This window comes from Arthrobacter sp. Y3225209 (assembly GCF_059090685.1).
Map to the genome: position 1 here is coordinate 24,054 of NZ_JBNHFW010000006.1, position 15,320 is coordinate 39,373.

The 15,320-nt window shown below is 67.1% G+C and carries 13 protein-coding genes; 8 read left to right on the plus strand and 5 right to left on the minus strand.

What is annotated here, in order from left to right; all coding sequences use genetic code 11:
• The first annotated feature begins 116 nt into the window (after nucleotides 1-116).
• The 3 genes from AC5RVB_RS05370 (at nucleotide 117) to holA (ending at nucleotide 4,979) form a co-directional block, all read left to right on the plus strand.
• Nucleotides 117-920: a ComEA family DNA-binding protein gene (locus tag AC5RVB_RS05370; RefSeq protein ID WP_494142160.1), complete on the plus strand. Its 804-nt coding sequence runs from the start codon at nucleotides 117-119 to the stop codon at nucleotides 918-920.
• Nucleotides 921-1,068: 148 nt separating this feature from the next.
• Entirely contained in the window at nucleotides 1,069-3,693 is a 2,625-nt protein-coding gene (locus AC5RVB_RS05375) for a ComEC/Rec2 family competence protein (RefSeq protein ID WP_494142161.1), read from the plus strand.
• 248 nt (nucleotides 3,694-3,941) lie between these two features.
• Complete coding sequence (holA, locus tag AC5RVB_RS05380; protein WP_423723306.1) at nucleotides 3,942-4,979, plus strand: DNA polymerase III subunit delta; 1,038 nt, start codon at nucleotides 3,942-3,944, stop codon at nucleotides 4,977-4,979.
• A 135-nt stretch (nucleotides 4,980-5,114) separates the two neighbouring features.
• Here holA and rpsT read toward each other — a convergent pair whose 3' ends face one another.
• Both rpsT and AC5RVB_RS05390 read right to left on the minus strand, forming a co-directional pair.
• Nucleotides 5,115-5,375 carry a 30S ribosomal protein S20 gene (gene rpsT / locus AC5RVB_RS05385; protein ID WP_146361896.1) on the minus strand — a complete coding sequence of 87 codons (261 nt, stop codon included), beginning with the start codon at nucleotides 5,373-5,375 and terminating at the stop codon, nucleotides 5,115-5,117.
• Nucleotides 5,376-5,550: 175 nt separating this feature from the next.
• The gene (locus AC5RVB_RS05390) at nucleotides 5,551-6,147 is read right to left on the minus strand and encodes a type II toxin-antitoxin system PemK/MazF family toxin (RefSeq protein ID WP_494142162.1); all 597 of its coding nucleotides are present in this window, start codon (nucleotides 6,145-6,147) and stop codon (nucleotides 5,551-5,553) included.
• A gap of 184 nt (nucleotides 6,148-6,331) precedes the next feature.
• Between AC5RVB_RS05390 and lepA the strand changes: the two genes are divergently transcribed.
• Nucleotides 6,332-8,185, plus strand: a complete 1,854-nt coding sequence (gene lepA, locus AC5RVB_RS05395; RefSeq protein WP_227901793.1) for a translation elongation factor 4 — start codon at nucleotides 6,332-6,334, stop codon at nucleotides 8,183-8,185.
• A complete protein-coding gene (hemW, locus tag AC5RVB_RS05400) occupies nucleotides 8,182-9,414 on the plus strand; it encodes a radical SAM family heme chaperone HemW (RefSeq protein ID WP_227901794.1) in 1,233 nt (410 codons plus the stop codon). Before lepA ends, hemW begins: the two co-directional genes overlap by 4 nt.
• A 25-nt stretch (nucleotides 9,415-9,439) precedes the next feature.
• Here hemW and AC5RVB_RS05405 read toward each other — a convergent pair whose 3' ends face one another.
• Both AC5RVB_RS05405 and AC5RVB_RS05410 read right to left on the minus strand, forming a co-directional pair.
• Nucleotides 9,440-9,868, minus strand: a complete 429-nt coding sequence (locus tag AC5RVB_RS05405) for a DUF4870 domain-containing protein (protein ID WP_227901795.1) — start codon at nucleotides 9,866-9,868, stop codon at nucleotides 9,440-9,442.
• 117 nt (nucleotides 9,869-9,985) lie between these two features.
• On the minus strand, nucleotides 9,986-10,834 hold the full coding sequence (locus AC5RVB_RS05410; protein ID WP_227901796.1) for a DUF3097 domain-containing protein: 849 nt from the start codon (nucleotides 10,832-10,834) through the stop codon (nucleotides 9,986-9,988).
• Nucleotides 10,835-11,046: 212 nt separating this feature from the next.
• Here AC5RVB_RS05410 and hrcA point away from each other — a divergent pair, with 212 nt between their 5' ends.
• From hrcA to AC5RVB_RS05425, 3 genes are all read left to right on the plus strand, one after another.
• Complete coding sequence (gene hrcA, locus AC5RVB_RS05415; protein ID WP_227901797.1) at nucleotides 11,047-12,060, plus strand: heat-inducible transcriptional repressor HrcA; 1,014 nt, start codon at nucleotides 11,047-11,049, stop codon at nucleotides 12,058-12,060.
• A gap of 129 nt (nucleotides 12,061-12,189) precedes the next feature.
• Nucleotides 12,190-13,329: a molecular chaperone DnaJ gene (gene dnaJ, locus AC5RVB_RS05420; RefSeq protein WP_227901798.1), complete on the plus strand. Its 1,140-nt coding sequence runs from the start codon at nucleotides 12,190-12,192 to the stop codon at nucleotides 13,327-13,329.
• Nucleotide 13,330: 1 nt separating this feature from the next.
• The gene (locus tag AC5RVB_RS05425; RefSeq protein ID WP_227901799.1) at nucleotides 13,331-14,113 is read left to right on the plus strand and encodes a 16S rRNA (uracil(1498)-N(3))-methyltransferase; all 783 of its coding nucleotides are present in this window, start codon (nucleotides 13,331-13,333) and stop codon (nucleotides 14,111-14,113) included.
• 24 nt (nucleotides 14,114-14,137) lie between these two features.
• Here the strand turns inward: AC5RVB_RS05425 and AC5RVB_RS05430 are convergent, their stop codons facing one another.
• On the minus strand, nucleotides 14,138-15,115 hold the full coding sequence (locus AC5RVB_RS05430) for a GerMN domain-containing protein (RefSeq protein ID WP_227901800.1): 978 nt from the start codon (nucleotides 15,113-15,115) through the stop codon (nucleotides 14,138-14,140).
• Between the last annotated feature and the right edge of the window lie 205 nt (nucleotides 15,116-15,320).

Consider the following 15,320-nt stretch of genomic DNA (forward strand, 5'->3'; position numbering starts at 1 on the left):
TCCACACTATGTTCTTGTCCTCCACACCGCGGCTGCCGGCAGCGTTCCGGCGGTCCCGCTCCACTCGCTGCCAATCGGTGCGCAGGGAGGGGCAGGCCTGCAGCTAGGTTCGGCGGATGGCACAGCATCGTTGGGACACTGCGGGCACCGCGGACACCGGGCAGGATGAGTCCCCGGATCCTCCCGGGTTTCGGCGCCGGTGGGCGCTTTCGCTGCCGGCGGCAGTGCTGGCAGTGTGTCTGCTGCTGGGATGCGCAGCGGCAGCTGTGCTGCTCCGCGACACAGGCCCTGCGCCCGTGGCCAGCGTTGAGCTGTCCGCGCCCGCCTCCGCTGCCCCGGCAGATGCCGAAGGAGCTGCCGGTACCGGCACAGCGGGGAGCACCCGGCCGGCTTCCCCGGTTCCTTCACCTGAGGCGGCGGAAGCGGATCCGGGTCCCGCCACGGTGGTAGTCCACATCGCCGGTGCCGTGCAGCGTCCAGGTATTGTGCGTCTGCCGCCCGGCAGCCGGATAGTCGATGCCGTTGATGCCGCCGGCGGAACGGCCGCCGACGCGGACCTCACCGCCGTGAACCTTGCCGCCCCGGCGCAGGACGGGGCGATGGTACTGGTTCCCCGGATCGGTGAAGAGGCCCCGCCACCCGCCGGGGCCAACGCGGAAACCGGCGGGGGAAATGGAGGCGGCGCGGCCACCGGCGGTTCAGCGACAGGGCCCGATGCCGGTTCGGCTGCCAAGGTCAACCTGAACACCGCCGACGCTGCCGAGCTGGAGACGCTTCCGCGGGTGGGGCCGGTCCTCGCGGAGCGGATCATTGCGTGGCGTACCGAGCACGGAAGCTTCAGCCGGCCCGAGGACCTGGACGCAGTGCCGGGCATCGGTGACGCCATGATGGCCGCGCTCCTGCCGCTCGTGACGGTATAGCTGCTCCGGTATGAGTCAGCAGGGGGACTGGGCCCGGTATGTGTCTTCGGCCCGGGGCTCCATGCCCGGTGCAGCCGAACCCGGTGCAAGCGAACCTGGTGCAGCCGAACCGTGTTCAGCCGAGCCGGGAGCGGAGAAGCCGTTACCGGTGCCTGCTGCACGACGGCAGATCCGGCGGGAGGCAACCCGGCGGTCCAGGTTAGGGGCAGCGGAGCCGGTACCGCTGCGTGAAATGCGGCTGCTCCCGACGGCCGCGGCGGCGTGGGCTGCCGCTTTCCTCGCGGTCCGGCTGCCACCCTCGTCCGGATGGCTGACAGCAGGCATCGTGGCTGCGGTGAGTGTCGGTTTCCTGCTGCTAACGGGGGTCCTGGCACGCCGCCGCCCTGCCGCACTGTCCAATCGCGCCGAGCGGTCCAGCCGCGCCGAGCTGTCCAATCGCGCCGCACTGTCCGATTCCCCTGCCCGGTTCAATCCCGCTGCCCTGTTCAGGGGGACGGCAGTGCCCCTGGCGGCCGTGGCACTGGTCTGTGCCGGGGCGGCCGGTGCGTTGGCGGAGCGCAGCAACGGTCCGATGGCCGGGGTGATTGCCGCGGAGAGATCAGTAAGCGGAGAGTTCCGTGCCGTCTCCGATGCCCGGGCGGCCACACCGGACCGCTTCACCGGCAGGCCCCGCTATCTGGTGGACGCCATCGCCGAGAGCGCTACGGCGGACGGGAAGCGCTTTGGCAGTGCCGCACCCATTCTGGTGGTCGGTGGAGATGACTATGCAGGCATCCGGTGGGGTGACGGGTTTAGCAGTGCCGGGGCACTGAGCAAACTTCAGCCCGGCGACCGGAACCTGGCGCTCCTTCGTGCAGCAGCGGCCCCGGACATCCGCCCCGCCGGAGGCTGGTACGGTGCTACCGCGCAGCTGCGGGCCGACTTTGTGCAGGCCGCTGCGGACCGCGGCGTATCCGTGGACGGGCTTTTAGCCGGAATGGTGCTCGGCGACCGCAGCACGTTGGACCCGGACCTTGGCCAAGCGATGAAGGACACCGGATTGACCCACCTGACGGCAGTCTCCGGCGCCAACTGCTCGTATCTCCTGGCCTTCATCTTCCTCACCGCCCGCGCGGCCCGCGTGCCCCGAGCAGCGGCAGTGCTGCTGGCACTGGCCGGACTGGCGGCGTTTGTCCTGCTCGTCCGGCCCGATCCCAGCGTATTGCGGGCAGCGGTCATGGGCGGCCTGGGCACGGTGGCAGTTCTCTCCGGACGCGGCCGCCTGCCCGTGGCACTGTTGCTCCTGTCCATCACCGTCCTGCTGGCCATCGATCCGTGGTTGTGTACCAGCTACGCGTTCATCCTCTCGGTCTGCGCCACGCTGGGCCTGGTGGTTCTCGGGCCGCACCTGGTGCTGGTGCTCTCCCGCAGACTTCCGCTCTGGTTCGCGGCATCGCTGGCCGTACCGATCGCCGCGCAGCTGTTCTGTGCCCCGGTGCTGGTTCTACTGCAGCCGCAGCTGCCGGTATATTCGGTGCCCGCCAATTTAGTGGCCGCCCCTGTTGTCCCGGTGGTGACCATTGTCGGCATGCTGGCCGTCGCCGTAGTTGGCCTGGCCCCGCCGCTGGCCGCGGTGCCGCTGGTCGCCTCGGCCGCGTGTGCCTGGTGGGTAGCCGGCACCGCCCGCACCTTCGAATCCGCGCCCGGCGCGCTGCAGCCCTGGCCCGCCGGCGGACCGGGGTTCGTGCTGATGGCAGCGGCGGCGGCCGGAGGGACCGCTCTGGTCCTGTACCTGTCCCGCGGCAGAAGCAGGCATCGGGACCGTCCGCCCCGGCGCCGGGGCCATGGTTGGAAGGCGGGACGGTGGAGCGTCGTTCCCTGGCAGGCCAGGCCCGGCAAGGTTGGCCGCTGGACGGTAGCCGGCGCCGTCGTCGTACTGATCCTGCCGGCGGGAACGGTGCTGGCACTCAGAAGCGTGGGGGAGGGGCTGCCGGGCCAGGCAGATGAATGGGTTCTTGCTGCCTGCGACGTAGGGCAGGGCGACGGGCTGGCCGTCCGTACCGGGCCGGGCAGCGCCGTCGTGGTGGATACCGGCGGGGAACCGGCTGCCATGGAGACCTGTTTGGACAGGCTGGGTGTGCAGAACGTCGACCTGCTGGTGCTCACGCATGCACACCTGGACCACTACGGCGGAGCCGCCGGTGTTATCTCCGGGCGGACCGTACGGGAGGTGGGCTATTCCACGGCGGGAGCCGGGCTGCCCCGGGACCTCGAGGACGCCCTCGCCGGATCAACGGCGCCACGTACGCGGCTGACGGCGGGAATGACGGGCAGTGCAGGGGATGTGAGCTGGGAAGTTCTCTGGCCGCCGGAAACGGCCGGGAGCACGTCGGGGTCCGCTGCGGGGGAGGACGATGAGAACAATGCCAGCGCCGTCCTGCTGCTGAGTGTCGGCACGGCGGACCGGACGCCCCTGAGAATCCTGCTCACCGGTGATGCGGAGACAGACGCCGCGACAGCGGTGCTGGCATCCCATCCCGGACTGCGGTCCGGGGTGGATGTCCTCAAGGTGCCCCATCACGGTGCCCGCAACGGCGGCGACGCCTGGCTGCGTGCAACCCGTCCCTCTCTGGCGGTCATATCGGTCGGTGCGGACAATGACTATGGACATCCCGCTCCGCAGATTATTGAAGGGCTGGAACGCTCCGATACGGCGGTGGCGCGCACCGATGTCCTTGGCACCATAGTGGTGGCCCGGGAGGAGGACGCCCTGCGGATCAGCGGGTTGCGGTGAATAATTGACCTGGCCGAGGAACCGGCAAAGACCCGGGACGGGTCAACCGGCAAAAACGGAGGAGTCCCGGAGTCTGCCCTTCGGAGGGAACCGGCCGGAAGCAAACACGGGCAGGTGCAAAATTGGCGGGGCCGGGCCGGCATGGCAATCTTGGAGTAGGCCGGTCCGCGCTGCGGATACGCGCCGCCCGCTCAACCCGCTTCGGCCCGCCGCCTCGGCCCGCCCGCACCATCCCAGGAGATCCAGCTGTGAATCCGGCCGTTCCATCCAAGCGCAGCTCCGGCGGCAAAACCTCCGGCAGCAAGACATCCGCGACGGCCTCCTGGCGCGATGTGGAACCCGCTCCCGTTGTGCTGCTGGCCGGCCCGGAGGACTATCTGGCCTCCCGGGCACGGGACCGGATCCGCACCCTGCTGCGGGAAAAACAGCCTGACACCGAACTGGTGCAATTTGACGCCGCGACCTATGCGTCCGGGGAACTCACCCTCCAGTCCAGTCCCTCACTGTTCGGCGAAGCCAAACTCATCGAGGCGGTCAACCTGGCCTCCATGAACGAGGATTTCCTCACCGAAACCCTCGCTTACCTGAAGGATCCGTCACCGGACGCAGTCCTGGTGCTGCATCACAGCGGCGGCAACCGCGGCAAGAAGCTGCTGGACGCCGTCAAGGCAGCCGGTGCCCCCGTGGTGGAATGCCAGCCGTTCAAGAAGGACGCCGAAAAACTCGACTTCGTGACCTCCGAATTCCGTACCGCCCGGCGCCGCATCGACCCTGCTGCCGCCCGGGCACTGGTCAACGCCGTCGGCTCGAAACTCTCCGAACTCGCTGCCGCCTGCCAGCAGCTGATCAGCGACTCCACCGGTGAGGTCAGCGAGGAACTCGTGGAACGCTACTACGGCGGCCGCGTGGAGGCGACGGCGTTTAAGGTCGCCGATGCCGCCCTTGCCGGCCGGGCAGCGCAGGCACTGTCCATGCTGCGGCATGCCCTGGATACCGGAGTGGACCCGGTCCCGCTGGTAGGTGCCCTGGCCATGAAGGTACGGGCCGTAGCGCGGGTAGCCAATTTGCGCGGCTCCTCAGCCTCCATGGCCAAAGAGCTCGGCATGGCGCCCTGGCAGGTGGACCAGGCCCGGCGGGATGCCCAGCGGTGGACCTCGGAATCCCTCATCGAAGCCGTACAGGCCCTCGCCGAAGCCGACGCCCAGGTCAAGGGCGCCGGCCGCGATCCGGTGTACGCCGTGGAACGTGCCGTGACCGTCATTGCCCTGGCGGCCTCCGGGCGATAGCCGCGCCGCAGCGTCCTCTGGATGAAAGCAGACCCTGTGGCTAAAAGCTGACGGTCCTGGAGCAGAGACGGTGTTAAACCAAAAACGGCCGGCCCCCGAAGGGACCGGCCGTAGATGTAAGTCTGTACTGGCTGCTTAGAGCGCGCTGACCTTCTTGGAGATGGCCGACTTGCGGTTGGCAGCGTTGTTCTTGTGGATAACGCCCTTGCTGACGGCCTTGTCCAGCTTGCGGCTGGCGGTCTTCAGCGCTTCGGCTGCTGCGTCCTTGTCGCTGGCCTTGACTGCGGCATCAACCTTGCTGATGACGGTCTTCAGCTCGGACTTCACCGAGTTGTTACGCTGACGCGCCTTCTCGTTGGTGAGGATGCGCTTCTTCTGGGACTTAATATTGGCCACTTATAAACTCTCTTTGTATTGCGGACTTGGTCGGTGAGGGAATTTCAGCCCAGGCATTGACTGAGTGGCGTGGGGATACCGTTTGTGGCGCCTGTGCTGAAGTGCCCGTCGACCTGCGCGGACACACAGCAATAAATGTTAGCAGAGATTGGGCACGTGTACGCCAACGCAGCCCTCAGCGTGCCGGGCGCTGCTGAGCCAGCGCTGCGGCCACCCGCCGAAACACGGACTCGTCCATGACGGCGCCTTCCCGGCGGACGTCCTCCGGTGCCAGTTGCAGCACGCGGTCCAGCTTGACCTCGCTCGGGCGGCCCTTGCTGTCCCAGGGCCCGGTGCCGACATCAAGGTACCGCGGATCGGCCCTCCGGGAATTGTTCCGGTCCCGGCTGGTCATCATCAGCCCCAGCAGCAATCCCCGGTTCCGGCCGATCAGCAGGACCGGCCGGTCCTTGCCCTGCGACGGGTCATCCTCGAAGGGAACCCAGGCCCAGACAACCTCGCCCGGGTCAGGGTCGCCGTCGGGCTGCGGGGCGTAGGCCGGGCTCAGCGGACCCTGGTAGTCGCCGGCAGCGCTGTTCTTCCCGGCACGTCCGGCGCCGGGTCTCAGGCCGGGGGAGGGGGACGGTGTCCGCGGCGACGGTGTCCGGGCGCCGGTGCCGGCACGGGGGCCCGAACGCGTGCCCGGCGGCTGGGCGCCCGTGGCGGAAACCTGGCGGAGCAGGCGTGCCGCCGAACGGGCCAGGGAGACAAAAGAGCGGGCGTTGAATGGCATGGCACTACGTTATGCCCCCGGCGCAGCAAACGGCCCGGCACCAAAGTTCCTGCCCGGACGGGCAAACGTGGGAGACTGTTAATTCGAAAGAACACCCATCAGCCCTCCGGGACTCCAGCACAGAATACCCGCGCACCCGCGTGATGCGTCGGAGAGTCCCGGGAACAGTAAAGGAACCGCCACAGTGTCACCTATGGCCCGCTTCTCGCCGGTGCCTGCCGCGACGGATCCGGCGATCATCAGAAACTTCTGCATCATCGCCCACATCGACCACGGCAAGTCCACCCTGGCCGACCGTATGCTCCAGTCGACCGGCGTGGTTGAGCATCGGAACATGAAGGCCCAGTACCTGGACCGGATGGATATCGAGCGCGAGCGCGGCATCACCATCAAGTCCCAGGCCGTGCGCATGCCGTGGGAACTGGATGGACAGTCCTATGCACTGAACATGATCGACACCCCGGGCCACGTGGACTTCACCTACGAGGTCTCCCGGTCCCTGGCCGCCTGCGAGGGAGCTATCCTCCTCGTGGACGCGGCGCAGGGCATCGAGGCACAGACGCTCGCGAACCTGTACCTGGCCATGGAAAACGATCTGACGATCATTCCGGTCCTGAACAAGATCGACCTCCCGGCAGCGCAGCCGGAGAAGTACGCCGAGGAACTCGCGAACCTGATCGGCGGCGATCCGGCGGATGTCCTGAAGGTCTCGGGCAAAACCGGTGTGGGCGTGGAGGACCTGCTGGACAAGATTGTCCGCGACATTCCTGCCCCGGTCGGAGATCCGGATGCCCCTGCCCGGGCCATGATCTTCGACTCCGTGTATGACACGTACCGCGGGGTGGTCACCTACGTTCGCGTGATCGACGGTTCACTGTCCCCGCGCGAGCGCATCCAGATGATGTCCACGCGCGCCAGCCATGAACTTCTGGAGCTCGGCGTCAGCTCACCCGAACCCACCCCGTCCAAGGGACTGGGTGTTGGTGAGGTGGGGTATCTCATCACCGGTGTGAAGGATGTCCGCCTGTCCAAGGTGGGCGACACCGTCACCAACCTTGCCAAGCCGGCCACCGAATCGCTGCCCGGTTACGCCGATCCCAAGCCCATGGTCTTCTCCGGGCTGTACCCGATCGACGGCGCCGACTACCCGGTGTTGCGCGACGCCCTCGAAAAGCTGATGCTCAACGATGCCGCCCTGGTGTACGAACCCGAGACCTCTGCGGCGCTGGGCTTCGGTTTCCGTGTTGGTTTCCTGGGCCTCCTTCACCTGGAAATCACCCGTGAACGCCTTGAGCGTGAATACAACCTGGACCTGATCTCCACCGCACCCAACGTGGAATACGAGGTGACGCTTGAGGACAAAAAGGTCGTCAAGGTGACCAACCCCAGCGAATACCCCGAAGGCAAGATCAAAGAGGTCCGCGAGCCGATGGTTTCGGCCACGATCCTGGCGCCGAGCGAATTTGTCGGCGCCATTATGGAGCTGTGCCAGGCCCGCCGCGGTGTCCTGGGCGGCATGGACTATCTCTCCGAGGACCGGGTGGAAATCCGGTACCGTCTGCCGCTGGCGGAGATCGTGTTCGACTTCTTCGACATCCTCAAGTCCAAGACCCGCGGTTACGCCTCGCTGGACTGGAAGGCCGACGGCGAGCAGGTGGCGGACCTGGTCAAGGTGGACATCCTGCTCCAGGGCGAGCAGGTGGACGCCTTCAGCTCCATCACCCACAAGGACAAGGCCTACAGCTACGGCGTGATGATGACGGGCAAGCTGCGCGAGCTCATTCCGCGCCAGCAGTTCGAGGTGCCCATCCAGGCCGCCATCGGTTCCCGCATCATTGCCCGCGAATCCATCCGCGCCATCCGCAAGGACGTGCTGGCCAAGTGCTACGGCGGCGACATCAGCCGTAAGCGCAAGCTGCTGGAAAAGCAGAAGGAAGGCAAGAAGCGCATGAAGATGGTGGGCCGCGTGGAGGTCCCGCAGGAAGCCTTCGTGGCAGCACTTTCCTCCGACGAATCCAAGGACAAATCCAAGAAGTGACACCCAGCGCACTGCCCCTCGGGGACCCGGCACCCGCCGACGGTCTTCTCCCCGCCCAGGCCGCGGACGGAGCAGCGGACCGGAATTTCGGGCTCTACGTCCACATTCCGTTCTGCTCCGTCCGCTGCGGCTACTGCGACTTCAACACCTACACCGCCACGGAACTCGGCGGGGGAGCCTCGCAGGCCGCCTATGCCGGCACGGCTGAACGGGAAGTGGTTTTCGCGGCCGGCGCCATGCGCCGCTCCGGCCTGCCGGAGCGCCGTATGGGCACGGTCTTCTTCGGCGGCGGCACACCCACGCTGCTGCCGGCTGAAGACCTCGCAGCTATCCTGCGCACCGCCGTCGACCAGTGGGGACTGGAGCCCGGCGCGGAGGTCACCACCGAGGCCAACCCGGATTCGGTCACCCCGGAGTCCCTTCAGCTGCTCGCGGACGCCGGGTTTACCCGTGTGTCCTTCGGTATGCAGTCCGCGGTGCCGCACGTGTTGGCGGTCCTGGACCGCACCCACACACCCTCGCGGGTGCCACAGGCGGTGAAGTGGGCGCGCGACGCCGGCCTGCACGTCAGCGTGGACCTGATCTACGGGACGCCGGGGGAGTCCATGGCGGACTGGAAAACCTCCCTCGAGGAAGCGCTGAGCTACGAGCCGGACCATATCTCCGCTTATGCGCTGATCATCGAAGAAGGCACCAAGCTCGCTGCCCGGATGCGGCGCGGGGAGGTTCCGCCCATTGACGACGACGACCACGCGGACAAGTACGTCCTCGCCGACGAGATGATGAGCGCCGCCGGCCTGTCCTGGTACGAGGTCAGTAACTGGGCACGCACACCCGCTGACCAGTGCAGGCACAACCTGGCCTACTGGCGCAGCGATGACTGGTGGGGGATCGGCCCCGGGGCGCACTCCCATGCAGGCGGTGTGCGCTGGTGGAACGCCAAGCACCCCACGGCCTACGCCCAGCGGATTGGTGCGGGCGAGTCGCCGGCGGTCGGGCGGGAGACGCTCGACGCCGACACCCGGTATGTGGAAGACATTATGCTGCGCACGCGGCTGGCCGAGGGGCTGGACCTGTCCAGGCTCCGGGAACCGGGGCGGCTGGCGGTGGCAGGACTGATGGCTGACGGCCTGGTTGATCCGCGTGCCGCGCTGACGGGACGGGTGATCCTGACCGGCCGGGGGAGGCTTCTGGCCGACGCCGTGGTCCGGCGGCTGCTGCCGGACTAAGCAGCGCAGCTTCCGGGGAAGTCGCCTACTTGATGCGGCGCAGGTTGAACGGGTAGCGGTAGGGCCTTCCGCGGTTGCACTCAATGCCCGCGATCACGGAGGACACCGCAACGTACACCCAGATCAGGGCGTTGAGCACGGCAAAGAATCCGCCGACAACAGGGATGAAGGACAGCATCCAGACAATCAGGGCAGCAATGCTGGGCGGAAGCGTGAAGTTAAGCGCTTCCTTTGATTCCTGGGCGGTGAACGGTCCGCGGTCGCGGAAAACAAGGTAAATGATGAGCGACGGAACAAAAGCAAGGATGCCGCCAAAGTGCGCCATGGTTGCCCACTGCCGGTCTTCGGAGGCGGTCAGGGGCAGGGCGTTGGCCGGTGCCCCCTGATAGACAGGGCGTTGTCCGCTGCCGTGTTCATCCGGTCGTGGCTGGTGATTCTGGCGTGTGTTGGACACGGCGTAATTTCCTTCTGACTCGTGCTGACACAGGGTCGGTCCGCTACTACGTATTGAACAAGAGTACTGGCTGGGCCGCTTTATAACGGAACGGCGACGGCGGATGAGTCGTGTGTCTCATTCCGGCACGGTCAGGAAATCGATGACTTCCTCGACCCTGCCCAGCAGCGACGGTTCCAGATCGGCGTAGGTGTTTACCTGCCCAAGGAGCTTCTTCCAGCCCATGGCCACATCCGTGTGGTCAGCGTGGGGCCAGCCCAGTCCCTGCAGGATCCCGGTCTTCCAATCCAGGTGCCGGGGGACCACCGGCCAGGCGCTGCGACCGATCACCGAGGGTTTAATGGCCTGCCAGACATCCACGTAGGGGTGGCCCACAATCAGTACGTTCCCGTGCGCGCCGGGGCAGGTCATGGCTTCGGCGGCGATGCGGGACTCCTTGGAGCCGGGTACCAGATGGTCCACCAGGATGCCGAGGCGGCGCCCCGGGCCGGGAGCGAAGTCCTTCACCGCGGAATAGAGGTCATCCACGCCGTGCAGGGGCTCCACGACAATTCCCTCCACCCGGAGATCATCACCCCAGACCTTCTCCACCAGCTCGGCGTCATGCTTGCCTTCCACCCAGATACGGCTCGCCCGTGCGGTGCGTGCGCGCTGGTTGGCCACCTTCACCGAACCTGACGCCGTGCGCGCCGGACCGGCTTTGGTGCCGGCCGCCTGAGGGGCCGTGACCTCCACGGGCTCGCCCTCCAGCAGGAAGCCAAAACCGAGCTCAAAGGATTTCCGCTTGCCGCGGCGGTCCTCCAGCACCATAAGGTGCAGCCCGCCGGACTTTTCCACCCGGATCACCGCTCCCACCCAGCCGGTGGCGACGTCTTCCAGGACCAGGCCGGATTCGGCACCGACTTTGCGCAGGGTGGTCCGGGCCGGCGCAGTAATGTCCTGCGGGCCCCAGGAGAAGTTGGACACGTTGCTTGCCTCGCTACTGTTGCTGAATCAGGGAGCTGACCGCAGCGGGGCCGCGGATCCCTCAATGCTAACAACGCTGCCGTTCCGTACTAGACTTAGCACTTGAACACTGTGAGTGCTAAGCGGCGCCCCGGTGGCGCAGGTGCTCCGCACGCCGCATCACAAGGACGCGCCCTTCTGATGCGCCCGCCAATTAACAGGGAGGGAAAACCATGAGTGAGCCACGCCGACTCGAGGTCCTCCGTGCCATTGTTGAGGATTACGTCCATTCGCGTGAACCGGTGGGATCCAAGGCCCTGGTGGAACGCCACCACCTGGGAGTGTCTTCGGCGACGATTCGCAATGACATGGCGGCCCTGGAGGAAGAAGGGCTGATTACCGCCCCGCATACCTCGGCAGGACGCATCCCCACCGACAAGGGCTACCGTCTGTTCGTGGACCGGATCTCCGACGTCAAGCCCCTCTCGGCACCCGAACGCCGCGCCATTTCCTCCCTGCTGGAGGGTGCAGACGACCTCGACGACGTGATGGACCGGACCGTGCGGCTGCTGTCCCAGCTGACCAACCAGGTGGCGGTTGTGCAGTACCCGCACCTCGGCAATGCCAAGATCCGGCACATCGAGTTTGTGCTCCTGGCCCCGGCCCAGGTGCTCGTGGTGCTCATCTCCACCACGGGCCGGGTGGAGCAGCGGGTTATTACGGTCCCCGAACCCGTGACCGAACCCGATCTTTCGGACCTCCGCCAGCACTTCCTGTCCTCCCTGGCCGGGACGCCGCTCAGCAGCATCACCGGCCACGTCGCCGAAGCCCTGGCGACCGTTCCGGCGGCGCGCCGCCGGGTGGCCGACGCCCTCGGGCACAGCCTGGAGCTGCTCGCCGGAATTAACCGGGAGGACCGCATGGTGATGGCCGGAACGGCCAACCTTGCCCGCTCCACGGTAGACTTCCCGCTGACCATCGGCCCCGTGCTGGAAGCCCTGGAGGAACAGGTGGTAATGCTCCGGCTGCTCTCCGAAATGGAACAGGACGCCCGGGGTGTTGCCGTCCGGATCGGACGGGAAAACCCGTACGGCGGCCTCTCCGAAGCCTCGGTGGTGGCCACCGGCTACGGGCCGGATGCCTCCGCCAAGGTCGGCATCCTGGGCCCCACCCGGATGGACTATCCCAACACCATGGCGGCGGTCCGTGCCGTGGCCCGATACTTGTCCCGAATACTGAATAACTAGGCTTATTGAACTCCACGCGGCCAGCCGTTGGCGGGCCGCCCCGCCGGCCGGGAAACCTGCCGGACTCCAAACAACGCCTTCAGCCATGAAGGCAGGTAATGCAGGCAATGCAGGAAGCGATGTGCACGAGTGAGCGATCACTACCAGGTTCTGGGCGTCGGACGAGACGCCACCGGTGAAGAAATCAAGAAGGCGTACCGGAAGCTTGCCCGCAAGCTGCACCCGGACGTCAACAACGCTCCGGGTGCCGCCGACGAGTTTAAGGCCGTGACGCACGCCTACGAGGTCCTCTCCGATCCCGAGAAGCGGCGTATCTATGACACCACCGGGAACGAAAACGGAACCGACAACGGTTTCGGCGGTGGCGGCTTCGGCGGCCAGGGCTTCGGCTTCCAGGACATCTTCGACACCTTCTTCGGCGGCGGCGCACCCGGCGGCGGCCGGGGCCCGGCCTCGCGCAGCCGGCGCGGCCAGGACGCCCTGATTACTGTTCGGATTGACCTCAAGGATGCTGTCTTCGGCGTCAACAAAAAGATCGACGTCGACACCGCCGTGGTATGCCCCACGTGTGACGGGTCCTGCTGCCAGCCCGGCACCTCCCCGCGTACCTGCGACATCTGCCACGGTACCGGCCAGGTCCAGCGGGCGGTCCGCTCCATCCTGGGCCAGGTCATGACCTCGGCTCCCTGCGGCACCTGCAACGGTTTCGGCACGGTCATTCCGGATCCCTGCCACGAGTGCTCCGGCGAGGGGCGCGTCCGCAACCGCCGCACGCTGAACATCAAGATCCCGGCCGGCGTCGCCACCGGAACCCGGATCCAGCTGAGCCAGCAGGGCGAAGCCGGCCTCGCCGGCGGACCCGCCGGTGACCTCTACGTGGAAATCCGGGTCAATAATGACCCCACCTTCCTGCGCGAGGGCGATGACCTCCATGCCACCCTGACGGTGCCGATGACCGCCGCAGCGCTGGGCACCACGGTCACACTGGACACTTTCGACGGCGAACGCGACGTCACGGTCAAGCCCGGCACCCAGTCCGGCGAGGTCACCGTGCTCAACGGTCTCGGCGTCACGCACCTGCGCGGCCACGGACGCGGCGACCTGCGCGTCCACCTGCACGTGGAAACCCCGCAGAAGCTGGATTCCGAGCAGGAGGAACTGCTCCGCCGGCTGGCCCAGCTGCGCGGTGAGGAATACAGCGAAGGCCGGCTGAACAGCTCGGGCACCGGCGTATTTGCCAAACTGCGGGACCGGCTGGGCAACCTCTGAGATGACCAACCCCATCTTTTTCGGGGACCCGGCGCAGGTGGCCGCGGCCAGTCCGGGGGACACATTCCGCCTGGAGGGGCCTGAGGCCCGGCACGCCGTTTCCGTCAAGCGCATCAGTGCGGGCGAAAACGTGGACATTGTCGACGGCGCGGGCCGGCGCCTCACCGGTACCGTGTCCGCGACCGGGCCCTCGCTGCTGGAACTGAGCGTGGAACACGCGGCGGAGGAACCACCGGCAGCAGTTCGTTTCATCCTGGTCCAGGCCCTGGCCAAGGGGGACCGGGATGAGCAGGCAGTGGAGGCAGCCACTGAACTGGGCGTGGATCACGTCATTCCGTGGCAGTCGGACCGCAGCATTGTCCGTTGGAAGACGGAAAAGGCGGTGAAGGGGCAGGCCAAGTGGCAGGCCCTGACCACGGCGGCCGCCAAGCAGTCGCGCCGCGCCTGGATTCCCGGCGTGGAACCCGTCCTGGACAGCCGGGGCCTGGCCCGCCGGCTCGCGGACACGGACCTGGTCCTTGTGCTGCATGAGGAAGCCGACGCGCCCCTGGCGGACGCGGTGCGGAACCTCCCGGGCCGCAGCGCAGACGCAACCGGCAGGACGGCGGCGCCGGCAGAGATAGCGATAGTGGTCGGTCCGGAGGGCGGGATCAGCGCGGCAGAACTGGAACTGCTGCGCGGCGCCGGGGCGCTGGCTGTACGGCTGGGACCGCATGTGCTGCGCTCCTCCACCGCCGGTCCCGCAGCCCTGGCAGTGCTGAACCAGCTGCTGGGCCGCTGGTAGCGGAACGAAGTCCCGCGCCCGGTGTCAGCTCTCCGGGTCTCCCGGCGCTGCGGTGACCGTGATGCGTTTGGAATCGCCTGCCGCCTCATGGCCCTTGTAGTACACCTTGAGGCTGTAGGTGCCGGGGGCCAGGGTGGTTGAGAAGGTGAATTCCCGGGTGGAACCCGGTCCTTCGTGGAAGTCGACCCGGCCGGAGGCCACGGCGTCCGAGGAGGGCCGGCCATCCACTACGGGTTCGGCCCGCCAGTACAGGCCCTCCGGCTGCGATGCGGCTGTGCCGGTGACGGTGAGCGAGGTTGACCGGACCTGGGATTCCTGCGGATCAATGATCCAGATGGGGGCTACCAGGGACGGATCGCGCCGCAGCGGTTCTTCCAGGGATTCGTGGCCGAAGGCACGGTAGCCGGCTTTGCCGTCCACCAGCACCACCACGGTGCTTTCCTGGCCTACCGTTGTCAGTCCGGCGTTCACCGCCGCGGCGGTGGCGGTGTACACCAGTTGCTGCACCGCTCGGTGGGCCATGCCGGCGTCCAGGGATCCCTTGAAGGCCTTCGACGGGATGTCCACCGTGATGACGTTTTTGCTGGAAATGGAAGCGGTCACCTTGTCTGCGGGCTGCCACGGCGTGAAGTAGTCCTGATCCAGCGGCTTCCCTGCCGTCATGGCGCGGACCGCTTCGCCGATGGGGTCGCCGGTATTGTCGGACTGCAGGAATTCGCGGTAAAGGCTCACCGTGGTGTCGTTCAGTCCGAGCCAGTAGACGGGCATCAGCGTGCCGGAACCTGCTTCCGCCGGCGGTGAAATGGTCATCGGTGCCAGGCTGCGGGACTCGGCGCTGAAGGCCGTGGGCATGGTGGTGGTGGGATACTCCGCCACCACTCCGCAGCCGCCCGTGGCCAGCATTGCCACGAGCAGTGCGGCACCGGCACCCGCACGGACCAGCCTGCGGCTGCGGCGGGCGGCGTCAGGGGAGGATGCTCGGCCCGGCAACAGGGTGACCATCAATCCTCCTCAGGCGGTCGGGGCAAAATGTACGTCTTCAACCTTTACATACGGTTTGTGGCCATCCGGCGCCGTTTGCGGCTGGCGTCCGGACTGAAACACGATTGAGACATCACCGTTGCGATGCCGAGATATTCCGGCTCCGCTCCCGCCCGGGACGGGGCACATCAAGTAACATTTAGGTAGCCGGCAGACCCGCCGGCGC

Excerpts from the sequence above, each read along its gene's own strand:
- AC5RVB_RS05370 (WP_494142160.1), top strand. The coding sequence starts at position 117 with ATGGCACAGCATCGTTGGGACACTGCGGGCACCGCGGACACCGGGCAG.
- AC5RVB_RS05390 (WP_494142162.1), bottom strand. The coding sequence starts at position 6,147 with ATGCCATTCAACGCCCGCTCTTTTGTCTCCCTGGCCCGTTCGGCGGCA.
- hrcA (WP_227901797.1), top strand. The coding sequence starts at position 11,047 with ATGAGTGAGCCACGCCGACTCGAGGTCCTCCGTGCCATTGTTGAGGAT.
- AC5RVB_RS05425 (WP_227901799.1), top strand. The coding sequence starts at position 13,331 with ATGACCAACCCCATCTTTTTCGGGGACCCGGCGCAGGTGGCCGCGGCC.
- AC5RVB_RS05430 (WP_227901800.1), bottom strand. The coding sequence starts at position 15,115 with ATGGTCACCCTGTTGCCGGGCCGAGCATCCTCCCCTGACGCCGCCCGC.